This is a genomic window from Pseudoalteromonas sp. MMG005 (assembly GCF_018101015.1).
Taxonomy (GTDB): Bacteria; Pseudomonadota; Gammaproteobacteria; order Enterobacterales; family Alteromonadaceae; genus Pseudoalteromonas; species Pseudoalteromonas aurantia.
The window spans coordinates 44,828-60,775 of the sequence record NZ_JAGJEK010000003.1 but is presented as its reverse complement, the minus strand read 5'-3'; the positions used below and the strand labels follow the sequence as shown (position 1 = coordinate 60,775).

Below are 15,948 nucleotides of genomic sequence, written 5' to 3'. Positions count from 1 at the left end.
GAATAATCATGATCACTCTTAATAAAATTAATAAAGTTTTTGCCGACAAGCACCAATCTTTCCACTGTCTCAAAGAGATAGATTTGACGGTTAAACAAGGCGAATTCACAGTTATCGCAGGGCCTTCAGGTTCAGGAAAATCCACCCTGCTCAATATTATTGGTATGTTAGATCAGCCAACAAATGGAACCTATCAATTTGATAACAAAGAGGTTGCTAAATTCAGTAATAATAAATTGGCAGACATCCGCCGAGAAAAAATTGGCTTTGTATTTCAGGCATATAACTTAATGCCTGTCCTAACTGCTTTGGAGAATACTGAAATGATAATGGAATTCTCTGGTATCGATAAAAAGCAAAGAAAACAACGCGCCATAGAAACGCTTGAAGCCGTTGGGTTAGGTGAATTTAAAGACCGCTTCCCAGCCCAACTCAGTGGCGGTCAACAACAGCGCGTAGCCGTTGCACGCGCTATTGCAGCTAAGCCTTTGTTAGTCATTGCAGATGAACCTACAGCAAACCTAGACTCACGCGCCACCGAAAGCTTACTGGATCTCATGGTGTCCTTGAACCAAAAGCAAGGGATCACGTTTATATTCAGCTCTCATGATCCCCGTGTTATCGAGCGTGCACACCGCGTTATTCATCTACAAGATGGCAAAGTCATCCGTGACGAACAATTGCAACATATCTCATCGACACATTCGCCGGCGGCAATCCCATCGTGATAAAAAAAGTACTCATCAGTACCTGCATATTAATGCAGGTTACCAGCACCGCGTTCGAAGATGACTTTGAGCTACTATTAGAATCACAAAGCACGCCAGCACCAAGTTGGTCTGGCGTGTATGAAGCTAATATCGTTGCCATTGATGGCCATGACCGCGCTGCACTTGGCTCCAATCAATTCGTCCGATTAGAATCGCAGTCGTACCTTTTGCAAGGCGAGTGGGTAAATCATGCACAAATTGATTTCGATTACGTGGATAATCAATCGGCATTATCCATGTTCACACCGTCACCAGTTGTTGACCGTAAACTCGATGCGACATGGCAAGATGAACACAGCCATCATCAATGGCTCGGACAGCTTGATTGGAGTTACTGGCAACGCCGCTTTTCTCGTAGCAGCCTCACGCTTGGTCGACAGCCGATCACGATTGGTCTGGGTCGGATTTTTTCACCAATTGACCCACTTGGGGCATTTAACGTCTTCGATTTAGATAGGCTATACAAGTCAGGCGTAGATGCCATTAAATACGACTATTTCTTCCCCAATACAGTACAAACCCAGAGCGTTATCACTGTAAATAATAATAGCCACATCAATCTGCTACAAACGCTAAAGGGAAGCTTACAGCAGGGTGTTTGGCTGCTGACTCTGGCAAACCGAGAGTCACAGCAATACGCCTCTTTGAGTACACAGCATTTCATCAACTGGCTCAACGTTGATGCATATGCCGAGTACTTATACGGTGATTTATCACAAACCAGTAAACAACTTTTTGAGCAATCATCCCAGCAACGCATGCTGCTAGGGTTAAGTAGGAAACTCGGTGCCAATGGCATGTTGACCATCGAATGGACTCAACAAACGCTGGCAGCCGACACTGCTTCTGATTATCTGCTTTGGCAAAAACGTTACGCACAAAGCAACATTTCCAACCTCGGAATTGCTAAGCGTTACATGGCGGTTTCTTTCACTGATGAATGGAGCGATTTAACTCGCTATGAATTATTGGCAATCCAAAACCTAATTGACAACCACGTTAACATTTCAGCCGTAATTACCCATTCTGCAAGTGACAACTTACAAATACGACTCGCGCTGGCCTATACCCCACAGAAAGGGCAAATAAACAGTGAATTTGAACAGTTTTCAGATCTTTTGCAGTTTGGGATCCGTTACTATTTTTAAGGATAAATGATGCAACTAAGCACTTTAAGAAAGCTCATCTTTGATAAAAATATCTTTGCGTTCCTGCGCCTTGGAAAGCAAGTAGATACCGTATATCGAACCAGCTTTGTCACCGCAGCAAACTCCAGTGGTTTACTCAACAGTTTGAGTCAAGCTGAACAAAGCTTAGACCAGTTACAGCAGCAACTCACCATTGAAGACAATAAACGAGATGCGCTTGAGGCTTGGTTAGAATGTGGTGTACGTTTAGGTGAGCTTGGGTTTAGCGCAGGCCGATATCGTTTAAAAGGTAAACTAAGTCGTCACTTAGCTAAACAAGAAAATCAAATTGCAGCGGCCATGTTCGAAGAAGCCATTCGTTATCATTATGACGCGCTACTGAGTGCCCCAACTCGAATGAAACAAAACAACGCTTACCAACTCTCAGACCAAGACGGTAAAGTGATTGCCCAGTCATCCCAAATTTTAGAACCTTTCGTGGAAGAAGCCATCGAATGGGGACTAAAAAAGCAACCTCAACCGAAGGCTATTTTAGAAGTCGGGTGTGGTGCTGGCAAGTATTTAGTGTACCTCAGTAAACGTCTTAAAAGTTGCGATATTACCGCAATTGATTATCAAGCTGATGTTGTTGCCCACGCTAGTCAAACCTTAATTAAGCACGGTATCAAAGGTGTCGATTTACGCCATCAATCATTCTTTGACTTACAAGGCGAATCACAATATGACCTGATCACGTTACACAACAATATTTATTACTTCACTGAGAGCCAGCGACAAGCAGTGCTAGCCAAAGCCCACTCGCTTCTCAAACCGGGTGGACAGCTACTCATGACCACCAGTTGCCAAGGGGGCAGTAGCGCCATCACGGCGTTAAACCTCTGGTTCAGCTTAAGCGATATTGGCGGGGCATTACCTGATGTTGAACAGCTTAAACGCTCGCTCACTCGCACAGGCTTTTCTCAAGTCAACAGTAAACGCTTAATGCCCGGTGAAAGCTACTTTGCATTTTTGGCACAAAAATAAGTTATTTCTTGCGTAAGGACATACACATGACAATTCATTCTCTTGCCATTAAACAACCGCTCAGTGAGGGCATTATTCATTTTGATACTCGACGCAGTGCGCGTGCCGAACAGGTCGGTGGTAAAGGTGCGTCACTAATTGCGATGCACAATGCAGGCTTACCAGTCCCCAATGGCTACTGCATCAGTGTCGCATTATTTGAAGAATTTCTTGAGCAAACTCAGCTACTTGTACACTTTGATCTGAACCAGGGCGCGACACAATGGCGCGCACTGGCTGAGGCTATTTTGACCGCCAGTATACCAGAGCACATCGCTGAGCAAGTCAGTAATGCCGCATCCCTATTAATTGGTCCTGTTGCAGTGCGTTCTTCTGCAACGGATGAAGACAGCGAAAGCCACTCATTTGCAGGCCAACACCTGACTAAACTTGCAGTAGAAGGCACCGACAATATATTACAGGCAGTTAAAGCTTGTTGGGCTTCGGCATTGAGTGACGCCGCATTTCAATATCGGCAAACCTTGGGCCAAGCAACTGAGCTGCCAAAAATTGCTGTAGTTGTCCAGCAAATGCAATTTGGTGATGTATCCGGAGTGGCATTTGGCCAACACCCAACCACACTCGAACAAAATGCATTTATTATTGAAGGCTGTTACGGTTTATGTGAAGGGCTAGTTTCAGGCCAAGTGAGCAGTGATAGTTATCATATTGATAAAACGCATGGTGAGTTACTTGCGCATGCAACCCAATCAAAGCAACATCAAGTCGTTTATCTTAATGGCGATATAAAAAAGCTTTCAGTTCCACCAACTTTACAAAATGAGCCAGTACTCAACCATATTGATCAACAAGCTCTGTATAGTGTGCTCCGTCAAGTCGAGTCTTATTTTGGCCGTCCGCAAGATGTCGAGTGGACAATCAGTGACGGCAAAGTCTGGCTACTACAAAGTCGACCTATTACCAGTCAAAAAGTGAAACCAGAGCCTTTTTATTTAGGTAATAAATCAATGTACGTACAAAAAGACATTCTCTGGTCTCGTATGGACATTGGTGAAATATTTACCGGTCGTATGACACCATTGGGACTGTCATTTGCCCAGTACTATCAAACTCGTGTACACATTGATTGCGGTAAAAAGCTTGGTTTACTGGATCTCGGTGAAGCCAATGAAACTATCGCTTATTACAAAGGTCACGTTTATTTAAACGTATCGTATACAGCGTGGCAGCTATCTCAAACTCCTGTCGGAGCAGATCAAACCCCATTTTTAGCACGTTTTAGTAGTGAAGCCATCGACCTAACTGGATATGAAAACCCCTATGGTACCGCTCACAGCCATCCCGATATGACACCTAAACAGTGTTTAAAGTATTGGATCAAGCAAAATATTAAAGAATTTTTTCAAGCAAAACGTCGTGCCAAATCAATGATAGCATCACGTTATGAAGAGTTTGATCGAGTCCAAGTTCAAGATATTACCGCGTTGTCTCACGAAGCACTCAACGATGAATTTACACATTGCTTAACGTATTTTAAAACCATGCACGAAGGTTATTTACCTTATTATATCAATGCGTTTGCCTGTTATGGATTATTGGAAGAGCTCAGTGCTAAATGGTTAGGCGATAAAAGTAAGCACCTACAAAACAAAATTAAAGGTGACATGTCAAACTTGCGAACCGTCGCCAGTGCACAAGAGCTTTGGCAATTGTGTAAAGTACTAAATGCATGGCCTCAGGTTAAAGATGTATTTACGAACAAAACGATTTCTGAAATTGAAGACTTCCTCACCACGACCTCACTCGGACTGAGATTTTCGCAAGGCCCTTTGGCCAATTTTATGCGCGATAATGGTGTACGTGGCCGTGAAGAAATGGAACTCACAAACCCACGTTGGTTAGACGATAGAACCTACGTGCTACAAATGATAAAGCTCTATCTAAAACAAGGCTATGAAGTCGATGGTGCCTTGGCTGAACAAACACAAAAACAGCAAAAAATCAGTCGTGATCTACTGAATGAACTGAGCTGGACACAGCGTTTTACAATTAACCGAGTTATTTCACTATATTGTGGATGTGCCAAATTACGCGAAGAAACACGCATGAGTATGACCACCTCAATTTGGTTAATTCGTCGCGTAGTGTATGAAGTCGCCAGACGTTTAATGCAAAAAGGACTGTTAACCCATCTTGACGACGTCGCGTATCTCGATTTTGAAAACATCATTAAATACTTAGACAAGCGCTGCACAGCCGAACACCTCGTCGATAAAGCGCGACTTAATAAGCATCGCACGCAATACCTGCAATGGCAAACACAACCAGAGCCGCCGCTGACTTTCATTGGTCAACCTAACAGTCAACCTGATCTTATTTTTGATCCGAGCTTAACGTCGTTACAGGGGTTAACGACCTCAGAAGGTTTTTGCAGAGCACGTGCATGCGTGATCACCGATTTAGCAACCCAAGCCAGCGACTTTCAAAAAGGCGATATCCTGGTTGCGCCCTTCACCGATGCCTCGTGGACCCCACTGTTTGCACTTGCCAGTGCGGTTGTTACGGATATTGGCTCAATGCTCTCTCATAGTTCAATTGTCGCCCGTGAATTTGGGATTCCGTGTGTGGTAAATACCCACCACGCCAGCACCCTGATCAACACCGCAGACGTAGTCACTATTGATGCCCATAGAGGACTGGTAATTGTAGATAAGGAAGATTAAATGCCGATTATTATCGATAAAATAAAACTGAAATCAACCGCACATAGAGCGCAATTTGAACAGTGGGTCACAGACACGGATTACGTCGCATGTCATGATTTACAAACCGTAAAACGTTTTGTGGTGAGTAAAGTACATAACCTAGATTATGACTATGTAGAAGTTGTATCCGTCACGTCATTGGCTGAATTCGAGTTAGAAACCCATACTCCTTTGTTTCAGTCTCTAGTCGAAAGATTCACACAAATGGCAGATGTGGTGGAAACCATCCACGCAGATGAGCTCATGCCGGGTTATCAATGGTGATCATCTAATATGCTTACGCAACTTAAATCATCTCCCACACATGAGGTCTATGCACTCCATTTACCGCAGTTAAAGCTGCGGTTAATGGTCCCTGCTATGAAGCTACAGCTCATGTCACATTTATCTGATGATGAGCTTGCCACATATCATGACTTTACATTCAAACAACCGGCTCTGCGCTGGCTCGGTGCGCGTCTTAGTGCCAAATGGTTATTAAAAAACCACGTTCACTCTCATCTAAAGACCCATCAATTATCATTAATTAAGAATAATAAAGGCGCCCCTTTTTGTGCAGTTTCTGGTCTACCAGTAGGCCTCAGTCACACCGCTGAGTTGGCCATTGCGGCACTGTGTACTGGCACATTCGGCATTGATACCGAACACCAGTCAAGGTTTAATAACACACCCGCTCCTTGGCTAACTCCCGGTGAACAAGTATGTTTGAGTACACTGGGAAAACGCACGGCAACCCAGTTATGGTGTATTAAAGAAGCGCTTTACAAAGCTATTGGGCATGGCCCTTTCCTTACATTTTGTCAAGCTGTTTCCGTTGTAAAATGGCAACCAAATAGCATCATCATTAACAACAATCTCTACACACAAATCACGCATTGGCAATATCAGGCGTGGCAACTTCATCAACACGATATTTTATTATTAGAACCTAATTATGACGCATCTTACTCCTGATTTTTTACATCATGTTCAGTTACTTGAAAACACCCTCGGCGACCCAACCGATGCGAGCAATACCATTCACTTTGCACGGTCTGTCGCGCTGGATGAAACACAGCAATTTCCAGAAGAATATATCAGTTATTTAACCCACATCGGGTATTTTCGCTACTTTGTTCCACAAGAGTTGGGGGGGCAATTAGGTGAGTTTTCAGAGCTACTGCTTATGTGCAGAGCACTCTCTCGTCGAGATTTGACCGCAGCCATTGCAACTGGGCAAACCATGTTAGGTGCACTGCCTATTTGGTTATGTGCTAATCAGACGCAAAAAAAGCAATTAGCTAAACATATACTCGAAGGCCATTTAGGCTGCTTGGCGCTCACCGAAAAACGCCATGGCAGTAACTTATTGGCCAGTGAAGTCAGTGCGACGCCCTGCACCGATGGTTACCTGCTAAATGGCGAAAAGTGGCTTATCAACAATGCAACTGAGGGCCACACTATGACTATTCTGGTTCGCAAATACGATAGCAATCAACGTGAGTCGCTTGCAGTATTTCTACTAGATAAAACTCAGCTTACTGATTATGAAGCAATCGAGAAAATTAACACTCATGGGATCCGATGCGCAGATATCAGTGGAGTTCGTTTCAATAACACAAAAGTGCCCAAGTCAGCACTGATTGAAACCAATGAACCCGGTATGTATGGCGTGCTTAAAGCATTGCAAATTTCACGCATATTATGTGCGGGCTTTTCATTGGGGGCTTTTGATACCTGTTTACGCTTAACGTATGACTTTGCAAAGTCCCGCGCTTTATACCAAAAAACCGTACTTGATATGCCAACGGTGAAGCAAGGTCTTGGCCGCAGTTTTGCGAAGCAAATTGTTGCTGAAATGGTGTCTTTAGCCAGTAGTAAAGCCATTAGTTATGCTAGTAAAAGTTTAAGCGTCTATTCTGCATGTTGTAAATATTGGGTGCCTAAAACCACTGAGTTAGCGATTGACGAACTAAAAGTCATTTTAGGCGCTCGGTATTATTTACGTGAAGAGTACCAAGCGGGTATATTTCAAAAAATGCAAAGGGACAATGCCGTTGTCTCTTTGTTTGATGGCAGTAGTCAACTGAATCTCGGGTTGATATCGTCACAAACTAATGCCATTGCAGCCAAATTGCTGGCTCAAGTGGAGCTTCATCAAGACTTAGAGCTGTGGTTCAGCCTAGATACCACCAAACCAGTAGCAAACCTTGATAGCCATGATTTATCAATAAATAACATGGGTAATGATCCGGTTCTATCGTCATTTCTCGCCATCACCGAGCAACTCCATGAACATACAGTAACCGCGTCTTTAGCGCAGCAATTCACAGTCCTGAAACAGCAAATTTTAAGCTGGTGCGATTGCGTACAAACGCTTCAACATAGTGAACAAAACGAACCAACAAGTATCGCTCGCTTTGCGATAACCAAACAATATACACAACTATTTGCAGCGAGTTGCTGTGCACTATTCATTGTTTATAACCCTGAACATCCCTTGCTTAGCAATAACACGATTGCTGAAGATCTATTGCAGGTTACTCTAAATGACTCTGATTTGTTCGAACCAAGTGAGGCACTACTTCACACACTCAACACACAGCATCAAACGCAAGCTATTTATTCATTATTAAATTTCTGATGTTAAAGATAAAGTTACGCACTTTGGCAGGGAAACCTGCCTATTTGCTTCACGCTTTTCTCTTTGGTAAAGTCTCTAAAAATCAACAAGCTTACGTTTCATATCATGAAAATTATACTCATCGGATTGCTGTGTACATTAACAACTTGGCACGCTTTTTCACAGCCTGACCACATTATTTTATTTCGACATGCAGAAAAAATGCAAGGGAAAGACCCACACCTCACAGCCAAAGGTCAAGAACGCGCTAAGCGATTAGCGGCGATGGTGCAGTCCTATGCGCCTAAACATTTGTTTAGTACCAATTATAACCGCACGCAGCAAACGATTTTACCGCTGGCTAAAAAAGTTGCTCTACCCGTTACCCACTATGAGCCGCATGATCTGAGTACTTTCGCTGACAATATACGAAAACTCACAGGCACGGTAGCGATTGCTGGTCACAGTAATACAACGCCGGCGCTCATAAAGCTATTAAGTGGTCACATTGTGACAATTAACGAAAATCAATTTAGTAAAGTCTTTATTTTGACACCTAATCAATCACAGTGGAAAATGCAAAAATTATCATCCAATTAGCTTACTAATCAACTACACTGACATTAAGTAACCTGCCGAGTAACCCTGTTATGAAAGTCAGTGTCAGTGCGTTTTTCCCCGCCAAAGCCGAGCATGTATGGTCTATCATTACCGACATCGACGGCGCACAACAACGCATACGCGCCATTAAAACCTTGCGTGTATTATCCAGACCTAGTTCAGGGTTGATTGGCCTAAAGTGGCAAGAAACACGCACCATGTTTGGTAAAGACGCCACAGAAACCATGTGGATCACCAGCGCACAAACCAACAAATATTACACCACATGCGCCCAAAGCCATGGCTGTATTTATATTACAACGTTAGAAATTATAGAAAAGTCCAAAGGGTGTGAACTAACAATGCATTTTAGGGCAGAAGCACATACAACACTGTCGAAAATACTCAACTGGGTATTTTCCCCTTTTATGAACCGGCAATTAAAAACGGCATTGTCACAAGACTTACTTGATCTGAAAAGTGCGCTTTAACATGCTCATGAATGATACAATTGCTCAATAATTATTTTTAATCCATGACTGGCGTTTTCACATGATTGGCCTGCAAAACCAAGGCGAAGGTGAGTATGTTTATTCTCAGCCAAGTTTAGTGACCGACTACTCTCATTAAAGTAGAATTCAGTTTGAGTTTGCACATAAACACCGTGTGACTTGACGCTTTCTTTTAACTTGCTGACATTGACCCCCATGTTCACCCACATTGCCATACCACCATCAGGTTTATCATAGGTAATTGGATATCCTTGTAATTGATATGACTTAAGCAAACTATCGAGGTGAGCGTATTTCTGCTTATACAATTTGGTCATGCGTTTTGAATGACGCTCAAACCCACCTTCTTTCATCCACTGAGCAACCGATAATTGCGTCAATACATCATTTTTATGATTAATTAACTGTTTAATGGCTTGTAATTGCGCCATGATCCCTGAACTACATGTCACGTAGCCAAGCCTTGCGCCTGCAAACATCAATTTTGAAAAGGTCGATACGTAAATTACAATGCCTGCGGGGTCATCGGATGCCAAAGGCGCAACCGGATGACATCGATAATGAAATTCGTGATCGTAGTCATCTTCTATAATTGCAACACCATGTTCGTAGCACAATTGATAAATTTGCATACGCCGAGTCATCGACAGTGTGACTGTTGTTGGATATTGATGAAGCGGCGTTAAGTACAATAATTTTATCGGATATTGCTTAAGCTGCATGGCTAAATCATCCACACATAAACCTTCTTCATCCTGATGAATATCAATTAAAGATGCACCACATGCTGAAAATACTTTGCGAGCCGGCGGATAACCTAATGTTTCGACAGCAATAAAGTCTCCCTGTTTAACAAATGCTTTTGCAATTATGAACAGGGCTTCTTGCGAGCCATTACAGATCAATAGCTCCTTTGCATTCAAATTACGGGCTCGGTGCAAATAAGCCAAAATTTGTGACTTTAACTCGGGCACCCCAGCTGCTTCACCATAATGGAGTAAATTGGTATTGAGTCGCTGACAAGCACTGCTTGTCGCCCGTTTGAATTCTGCGAATGGAAACGCGGCCAGATCAGGCAAGCCACCAGCAAAATTATATTGATAATCGGCCAATGACATCGTCTTTTGAAATTTAATGTCGTTCGCAAAACTAAACTGGTAAGTGCTGTATTCACACCCTCCTTCGGATTGAGTGTGTTTATTCTCACTGCGTGTAACACTTGAATCTATGGGTAGGCTATTTGTCACAAAATATCCTGCACGCTGACGAGACTCCAACCAGCCTTCGGCTACCAGTATTTGCAATGCGTTCATTACTGTATGGCGATTCAAAGCGTATATGTCAGCCATTTTGCGTGCCGAGCTGAGTTTTGTACCCGGTACTAAATCACCAGATTTGATGGCTTTTCTAAGCGCTTTTGCCAGTTGTAAATAACGTGCCGGCCCTATCGAACTAAATTCAATACTAATTGGGTTCATTGGTCTAATACATTGATTCAATTTGTTGTTATCTACCATACCAGATGACTGGAGCAATGAAACCAGTATCGAGGTGTGAGGCTTTTAATCTGGTCTATATCATTTCTTCATTCTGGTTGTATATATACAACCAGAATATCGTAAATTACTCAGTATAAAACAGACTCAGGAAGATATTATGCTTACTCCAACGACACTATCAAGCCACAAAATAACACTTGAACCGATTGCTCAGAAGCACCTTAAGCAGCTGTTAATAGCAGGACAAGATGCCAGTATTTGGCGCTGGGTACCCACCAATTACTGCCGGTCACCAAGCACACTACAAACTTGGTTAGACGATAACGCTAAGTTCAACCCACAAGCACAATTAACGTTTGCCATCATAGACATCGACACACACACCGTGGTAGGTACCACTCGCTTGTTTAGACTCGATAGTCATAATTTAAGTGCTGAGGTAGGCCACACATTTATTGGTGTTCCATGGCAAAGAAGTTACGTTAATACCCATGCGAAACATCTGATATTAACTTATGCATTTGAGCAGCTTAACTTAGTACGTGTGACCATATGTACCAATGAAAAAAATGACAAGTCGCGTTCAGCTATCTTGCGCTTAGGTGCAAAATTAGAAGGCATTGCCTATAAAAACCGTTTATCCCCCGACGGAACATTTCGTAACTCAGCGATTCATAGTATCACCGATGATACCTGGCCTGAGGTTAAACGTTTCTTGGAGAGCCGCCTATGAATTATCCCCCTAAGCCATTTACCGAAGTGAATGAAACCGACTTATATCACCTTATGGCCCAGTATCCACTGGCAACCATACTCAGTGCTGACCCCAACACGGCACTTAATAATACGTGTCAAATTCCAATGCTATTTGATGAAACTTGTTCGCACTTTATTTGCCATGTTACAGCAAACAACCCTCTCACTTTGCAAGTAAGTAAAAGCGTTAAACTATTGTTTAATGGACCAAACGCGTATTTATCCCCAAATCACTGTAATAATGAAACCTTGCCAAGCTGGCTGTACGCCACAGTCGAAGTTGAAGGCATTTTGGAATTAATCACTGAACCGCAAGCGCAACTTGCTGCGATGAATACGCTAACTGATCACTTTGAACGTGGCTTTGATACGCCATGGCAAGTAGCAGATCTGGATGACCAATTGGTAAATGCTATGTTCAAACACATTCGCTTTTTACGCATCAAACCCTTACAGTGCACAGGCGTATTTAAGCTAAGCCAAAATAAACCCAGTCACATTAGACAGCATGTGATCAAAAGCTTAATGGCTGAAGGCCAAGATTCTGTCGCTGAATTAATGAGAACACATTCCAAGCAGCGCTGAGATTGGGTTTTTTATAGCCTGTATGGTAAGTAACACGACGTGATCGCTTTTTAACTTCGCCCATCAAGTTGAAAAGCAACGACGTGTTTTAAACTCATTAATTAAGCGCAATACTTATACAGCAAAGTCACCTCCGGCAATTAATACTATACAAGTTTTATAACCCTCTGCTCTCATTACTATGCTCGGTATGCTCGGTATGCTCGGGTAATCGTTATTTGACACATGTCAAAATAGGTCCTATTACAGACACTCAGCTATCACATCATTCGCATTTTGCAAAGATAAGTATAGACATGATCGCACTTTGCAATGAATTTTTAGCATGTTCAGAATCTAAAACAAAGTAAATATACTGCTTTACCCAGAGTACAAAGAATATACGCTTAAATTTATATTATGTGTACTCAGTAACCTACTGTATTAGCTAACATTAATTTCTAAATATCACAAATTAAGTACTTTAGTTGTGCTTTTAGGGTGCAATGGCGTGAAATTTGCTTTTAGTAAGTAAATACTAAGTAAACACTGCTTAAATAGCAGACTTATTAGGAGTCAAATATGACACAAACCTTAACCAAAACGTCACTACAGTGTGCCTTGATGGGTGCCGTCGCATTGAGCACAGTAAGCATGGCTGCGGACGACAATGCCTGTTTATCTGGGTTAATTGCGATCGACCGCACAGGGCAAAGTGAACAAGGAAGTTTGTATCATTTGGACCCGGCCAATTTATCATTCACTTTACTATCAGGTACTACTACTGCCGCAAGCAATATCGCAAGTTTTGGTAATACCCTATATATGATGGAGAAAGTGGACAGTAATACCAGAGCATCCAAGCTTTATGCATTTGACTTATCAACTGGGCAACAGCGCACATTAGCAGATACGACCTCGTATACGATTAAGCGATCTGCAATGTCACCCGATGGCAGCTACTTACTGGCTACGAGCCAAACTTACATGTATCAATTTGATGCTATAACGGGTGTAAAAACAGTCATGGGGAAAATGCAAACTAGCGATGCCAGCTATGCAGATTTTAAACATGGCGATATTGCTTACTCCAATGATGGCAACGTTGTATATGTATTGAACGCAAAATCACTGTACATGCTCAATGAAAACGACATGACATTAGACAAAATTGGGGAGCATGGTCTCAATTGGGCGTCTGGCTTAGCGATTGGCAGCGACGGTACCCTCTATGTTTCGGCACGCAATACCAATGAAAATGCAAAGATCTATACGCTTGATGTAAATACGGCACAGGCCGCTTATCTGATGGATGGCCCAAAGCATATGGCTGACTTGACCTATGTGAATGGTTGCGGAAATCGTTTAATAAGTATTGATAATTTATACCGTAATGGTGTAAATGCTGCACACCAATATTACCTTGATAATGCACTCAATGGTGCAATAGCCAATGTTGAAGGGTTTAGAGACGGCTCGTTTAACTTTAATGCAGCTGGTTTTCCGGTAGAGTCTAAAGACCAAGGCGGAAATCACAACAAAATAACCAAGCACCCTAATGCAAACCGCTGTGCAAGGATGTGGAATAACTTTCTGGACCACCAATACACGCTGAATCAAAGTGGTGCTGGGGGCAAAAAAGCCGATGGTTCAACTAAATGGTATTACTCTACGACAGATGGCGACTACAAAGTAGCCAGTGCACAAAATGGTTTGTGTACTTACAGCTTAAACGACGATGCATCTATGCGATTGGTATATGACTCAACCACTGGTGATGTATCAGTGATTCAAGACTAAAACACTGGCCACAGTATCAAGCTGCTGTGGCCATTATTGAGATATTTCACTCAACATTTATACCCTTCTATTGTATGCTTATATCATCATAATTTTAGGGTAATAGCATGAAACTAGACGCATTATTGCAATCTTTAAAAGACAATCCTGATTCAGTCTCTTTCACACAAACTATGAGCGTAATAGACAGCTTGTATCATTTTACAGCCACTTCATTTAAAAACAGTGATGTGCACAACGAGGCCGGTACAAACTCGGGATCATGTAAAATTTTTTCCTTTGCCCAATTACATAATCTAACTAAACAACAAACATTACATTGCTTTGGCGACTATTATAGAAAAGATGTATTAGCTCACCCTGATGCAATTGATCACCAAAACATTCGCGCATTTTTAGCAAATCGAAACGGCCTAGAAGAAGTCCATTTTGATGCAATCCCCTTGTCTGAGAACACCTAAACTGCGTGCTCACAGGCAAAATTTTCTTACAAACCAAACTGCATTGCACCACTATAAAGACCTTTATGTACTGTACTTGTTTGCCAAATACAGTACTTTACTTCGCCTTTTTCATTAATTTGATAAATTGGACAACCACATTGGCCGCAAAACGCATGTTCAAATGCTCCCTCAGCCCTTTGCACATACCTCTTTACGCATTTTTTGGGATCATTCACTAATCCGACAGCATGTATAAAGCACAAGTTATCATGCTCACTGTACACTGGCACGTAATCGGACAACACTTGATATTTTACTTCCGCACAATAACATTGCTGCTCTATCATATTAGCTCCTTGGTATTCCTATTGAATTACGTACACATTATATTTATGCTATAAAGAAAATATAGATGTAAAAAAGAAAGTCTCTTTTTCTTTTATGGAAACAATAAAGAGTACCTATGCGACGAGAATGGGACAAGCATCACTTGCTCAATGTATTTTGCCAAGTAATTGAAAAAGGTTCATTTTCAAAAGCAGCTCGGCACCTTGATTTACCTAACTCTTCGGTTAGTAAAGCGGTATCACAACTTGAAAGCCATTTAGGTAAAACCTTATTGCTGCGCACCACACGAGCACTATCAACTACCGACGAAGGTAAGCTCGTGTATAAACGCGCACAAGCTTTACTTGAGGGCTTTCGCTCTCTCGAAGAGGAGTTAGAAGAGTTAAGCAGTGCGCCAAAAGGCAAACTACGCGTTACTTTTCCGAATACTTTAGGCCGCATGTTATTTAGCCAAATCTGTAATGATTTTCTAAAATCTTACCCAGATTTTGAGCTAGAGCTCATATTTACCGCCTCCCATTTAGACTTGATTGAAGAGAACATAGACATTGCATTTCGTACATGGCACACACTCCCCGACAGTCCATTTTATTGTGTGAGTCTACTCAAAGTGAAGCTGTTATTTGTTGCTTCTCCTGAGTATTTAACACGTTGTGGCACGCCAAACAGCCTTGATTGCCTAGCTCAGCATAATGTATTACTCACCCGTCATTCAGTACTCGAAAATGCATGGGTACAAGACAATGGCCCACAATATACTTTTACTGGTAACTTAATTGCTAACAATCGATTTCATATCAGAGAGGCGGTTCTAGCCGGTATTGGGATTGGTATGTTGCCATCCTACTTTTGTCAAAAAGACATTGCATCCGGAGGTTTTGTTGAACTATTGCCTGAGTTAACACGAGAACAAAAAACCTTAGGCGCACTGTATCGCGTAAAACGAGAAAGTTCTAAAAAACTAGATACCTTCTTGCGCTTTGTTGAGCAACGCTTGGCCCGATTGGAACTGCCTGATTAACTTACAGATTGGTAGTTCAAGTGCTTAAAGCCAATGCAAAAGTGAACCCGATACGAATGTCAGGATTTATAAACAAGCACTACCCATAAAAAAGCCG

Annotated in this window: 16 protein-coding genes; 14 read left to right on the top strand and 2 right to left on the bottom strand. The window is 42.2% G+C overall.

Going from position 1 to position 15,948, the window contains the following annotated elements; all coding sequences use genetic code 11:
- The first annotated feature begins 8 nt into the window (after positions 1-8).
- From J8M01_RS03760 to J8M01_RS03720, 9 genes are all read left to right on the top strand, one after another.
- Complete coding sequence (locus J8M01_RS03760) at positions 9-728, top strand: ABC transporter ATP-binding protein (RefSeq protein ID WP_192509899.1); 720 nt, start codon at positions 9-11, stop codon at positions 726-728.
- On the top strand, positions 725-1,918 hold the full coding sequence (locus tag J8M01_RS03755; protein WP_211057064.1) for a hypothetical protein: 1,194 nt from the start codon (positions 725-727) through the stop codon (positions 1,916-1,918). Before J8M01_RS03760 ends, J8M01_RS03755 begins: the two co-directional genes overlap by 4 nt.
- Positions 1,919-1,924: 6 nt before the next feature.
- Entirely contained in the window at positions 1,925-2,941 is a 1,017-nt protein-coding gene (locus J8M01_RS03750) for a class I SAM-dependent methyltransferase (protein ID WP_247670978.1), read from the top strand.
- Positions 2,942-2,967: 26 nt separating this feature from the next.
- Positions 2,968-5,664 (top strand): PEP/pyruvate-binding domain-containing protein, encoded by a 2,697-nt coding sequence (locus J8M01_RS03745; protein ID WP_211057063.1) that lies wholly within the window; start codon positions 2,968-2,970, stop codon positions 5,662-5,664.
- A complete protein-coding gene (locus J8M01_RS03740) occupies positions 5,665-5,970 on the top strand; it encodes a RedY protein (protein WP_210997641.1) in 306 nt (101 codons plus the stop codon).
- 9 nt (positions 5,971-5,979) lie between these two features.
- On the top strand, positions 5,980-6,660 hold the full coding sequence (locus tag J8M01_RS03735; RefSeq protein ID WP_211057062.1) for a 4'-phosphopantetheinyl transferase family protein: 681 nt from the start codon (positions 5,980-5,982) through the stop codon (positions 6,658-6,660).
- Positions 6,641-8,329 (top strand): acyl-CoA dehydrogenase family protein, encoded by a 1,689-nt coding sequence (locus J8M01_RS03730; protein WP_211057061.1) that lies wholly within the window; start codon positions 6,641-6,643, stop codon positions 8,327-8,329. The genes J8M01_RS03735 and J8M01_RS03730 overlap by 20 nt, the downstream gene beginning before the upstream one ends.
- 105 nt (positions 8,330-8,434) lie before the next feature.
- A complete protein-coding gene (locus J8M01_RS03725; RefSeq protein ID WP_211057060.1) occupies positions 8,435-8,908 on the top strand; it encodes a histidine phosphatase family protein in 474 nt (157 codons plus the stop codon).
- 50 nt (positions 8,909-8,958) lie between these two features.
- Positions 8,959-9,399 carry an SRPBCC family protein gene (locus tag J8M01_RS03720; protein WP_192509892.1) on the top strand — a complete coding sequence of 147 codons (441 nt, stop codon included), beginning with the start codon at positions 8,959-8,961 and terminating at the stop codon, positions 9,397-9,399.
- A 5-nt stretch (positions 9,400-9,404) separates the two neighbouring features.
- On the opposite strand, the gene J8M01_RS03715 is transcribed toward J8M01_RS03720, so the two are convergent.
- Positions 9,405-10,898 carry a PLP-dependent aminotransferase family protein gene (locus J8M01_RS03715; RefSeq protein ID WP_211057059.1) on the bottom strand — a complete coding sequence of 498 codons (1,494 nt, stop codon included), beginning with the start codon at positions 10,896-10,898 and terminating at the stop codon, positions 9,405-9,407.
- A 178-nt stretch (positions 10,899-11,076) separates the two neighbouring features.
- Here J8M01_RS03715 and J8M01_RS03710 point away from each other — a divergent pair, with 178 nt between their 5' ends.
- The 4 genes from J8M01_RS03710 (at position 11,077) to J8M01_RS03695 (ending at position 14,500) form a co-directional block, all read left to right on the top strand.
- The gene (locus J8M01_RS03710) at positions 11,077-11,652 is read left to right on the top strand and encodes a GNAT family protein (protein ID WP_192509890.1); all 576 of its coding nucleotides are present in this window, start codon (positions 11,077-11,079) and stop codon (positions 11,650-11,652) included.
- Positions 11,649-12,260, top strand: coding sequence for an FMN-binding negative transcriptional regulator (locus tag J8M01_RS03705; RefSeq protein ID WP_211057058.1), 612 nt, complete (start codon positions 11,649-11,651; stop codon positions 12,258-12,260). The genes J8M01_RS03710 and J8M01_RS03705 overlap by 4 nt, the downstream gene beginning before the upstream one ends.
- A 561-nt stretch (positions 12,261-12,821) precedes the next feature.
- Positions 12,822-14,039, top strand: coding sequence for a hypothetical protein (locus J8M01_RS03700; protein WP_211057057.1), 1,218 nt, complete (start codon positions 12,822-12,824; stop codon positions 14,037-14,039).
- 107 nt (positions 14,040-14,146) lie between these two features.
- Positions 14,147-14,500: a HopJ type III effector protein gene (locus tag J8M01_RS03695; RefSeq protein ID WP_211057056.1), complete on the top strand. Its 354-nt coding sequence runs from the start codon at positions 14,147-14,149 to the stop codon at positions 14,498-14,500.
- A gap of 26 nt (positions 14,501-14,526) precedes the next feature.
- On the opposite strand, the gene J8M01_RS03690 is transcribed toward J8M01_RS03695, so the two are convergent.
- Positions 14,527-14,829, bottom strand: a complete 303-nt coding sequence (locus J8M01_RS03690) for a hypothetical protein (protein WP_192509886.1) — start codon at positions 14,827-14,829, stop codon at positions 14,527-14,529.
- 116 nt (positions 14,830-14,945) lie between these two features.
- On the opposite strand from J8M01_RS03690, the gene J8M01_RS03685 reads away from it, so the two are divergent.
- On the top strand, positions 14,946-15,851 hold the full coding sequence (locus J8M01_RS03685) for a LysR family transcriptional regulator (RefSeq protein ID WP_211057055.1): 906 nt from the start codon (positions 14,946-14,948) through the stop codon (positions 15,849-15,851).
- The last annotated feature ends 97 nt before the right edge of the window (positions 15,852-15,948 follow it).

What these genes read in the sequence shown, in the direction of transcription:
- J8M01_RS03760 (WP_192509899.1), top strand. Translation starts at nt 9, where the DNA reads ATGATCACTCTTAATAAAATTAATAAAGTTTTTGCCGACAAGCACCAA.
- J8M01_RS03750 (WP_247670978.1), top strand. Translation starts at nt 1,925, where the DNA reads ATGATGCAACTAAGCACTTTAAGAAAGCTCATCTTTGATAAAAATATC.
- J8M01_RS03745 (WP_211057063.1), top strand. Translation starts at nt 2,968, where the DNA reads ATGACAATTCATTCTCTTGCCATTAAACAACCGCTCAGTGAGGGCATT.
- J8M01_RS03740 (WP_210997641.1), top strand. Translation starts at nt 5,665, where the DNA reads ATGCCGATTATTATCGATAAAATAAAACTGAAATCAACCGCACATAGA.
- J8M01_RS03735 (WP_211057062.1), top strand. Translation starts at nt 5,980, where the DNA reads ATGCTTACGCAACTTAAATCATCTCCCACACATGAGGTCTATGCACTC.
- J8M01_RS03730 (WP_211057061.1), top strand. Translation starts at nt 6,641, where the DNA reads ATGACGCATCTTACTCCTGATTTTTTACATCATGTTCAGTTACTTGAA.
- J8M01_RS03725 (WP_211057060.1), top strand. Translation starts at nt 8,435, where the DNA reads ATGAAAATTATACTCATCGGATTGCTGTGTACATTAACAACTTGGCAC.
- J8M01_RS03720 (WP_192509892.1), top strand. Translation starts at nt 8,959, where the DNA reads ATGAAAGTCAGTGTCAGTGCGTTTTTCCCCGCCAAAGCCGAGCATGTA.
- J8M01_RS03715 (WP_211057059.1), bottom strand. Translation starts at nt 10,898, where the DNA reads ATGAACCCAATTAGTATTGAATTTAGTTCGATAGGGCCGGCACGTTAT.
- J8M01_RS03710 (WP_192509890.1), top strand. Translation starts at nt 11,077, where the DNA reads ATGCTTACTCCAACGACACTATCAAGCCACAAAATAACACTTGAACCG.
- J8M01_RS03705 (WP_211057058.1), top strand. Translation starts at nt 11,649, where the DNA reads ATGAATTATCCCCCTAAGCCATTTACCGAAGTGAATGAAACCGACTTA.
- J8M01_RS03700 (WP_211057057.1), top strand. Translation starts at nt 12,822, where the DNA reads ATGACACAAACCTTAACCAAAACGTCACTACAGTGTGCCTTGATGGGT.
- J8M01_RS03695 (WP_211057056.1), top strand. Translation starts at nt 14,147, where the DNA reads ATGAAACTAGACGCATTATTGCAATCTTTAAAAGACAATCCTGATTCA.
- J8M01_RS03690 (WP_192509886.1), bottom strand. Translation starts at nt 14,829, where the DNA reads ATGATAGAGCAGCAATGTTATTGTGCGGAAGTAAAATATCAAGTGTTG.
- J8M01_RS03685 (WP_211057055.1), top strand. Translation starts at nt 14,946, where the DNA reads ATGCGACGAGAATGGGACAAGCATCACTTGCTCAATGTATTTTGCCAA.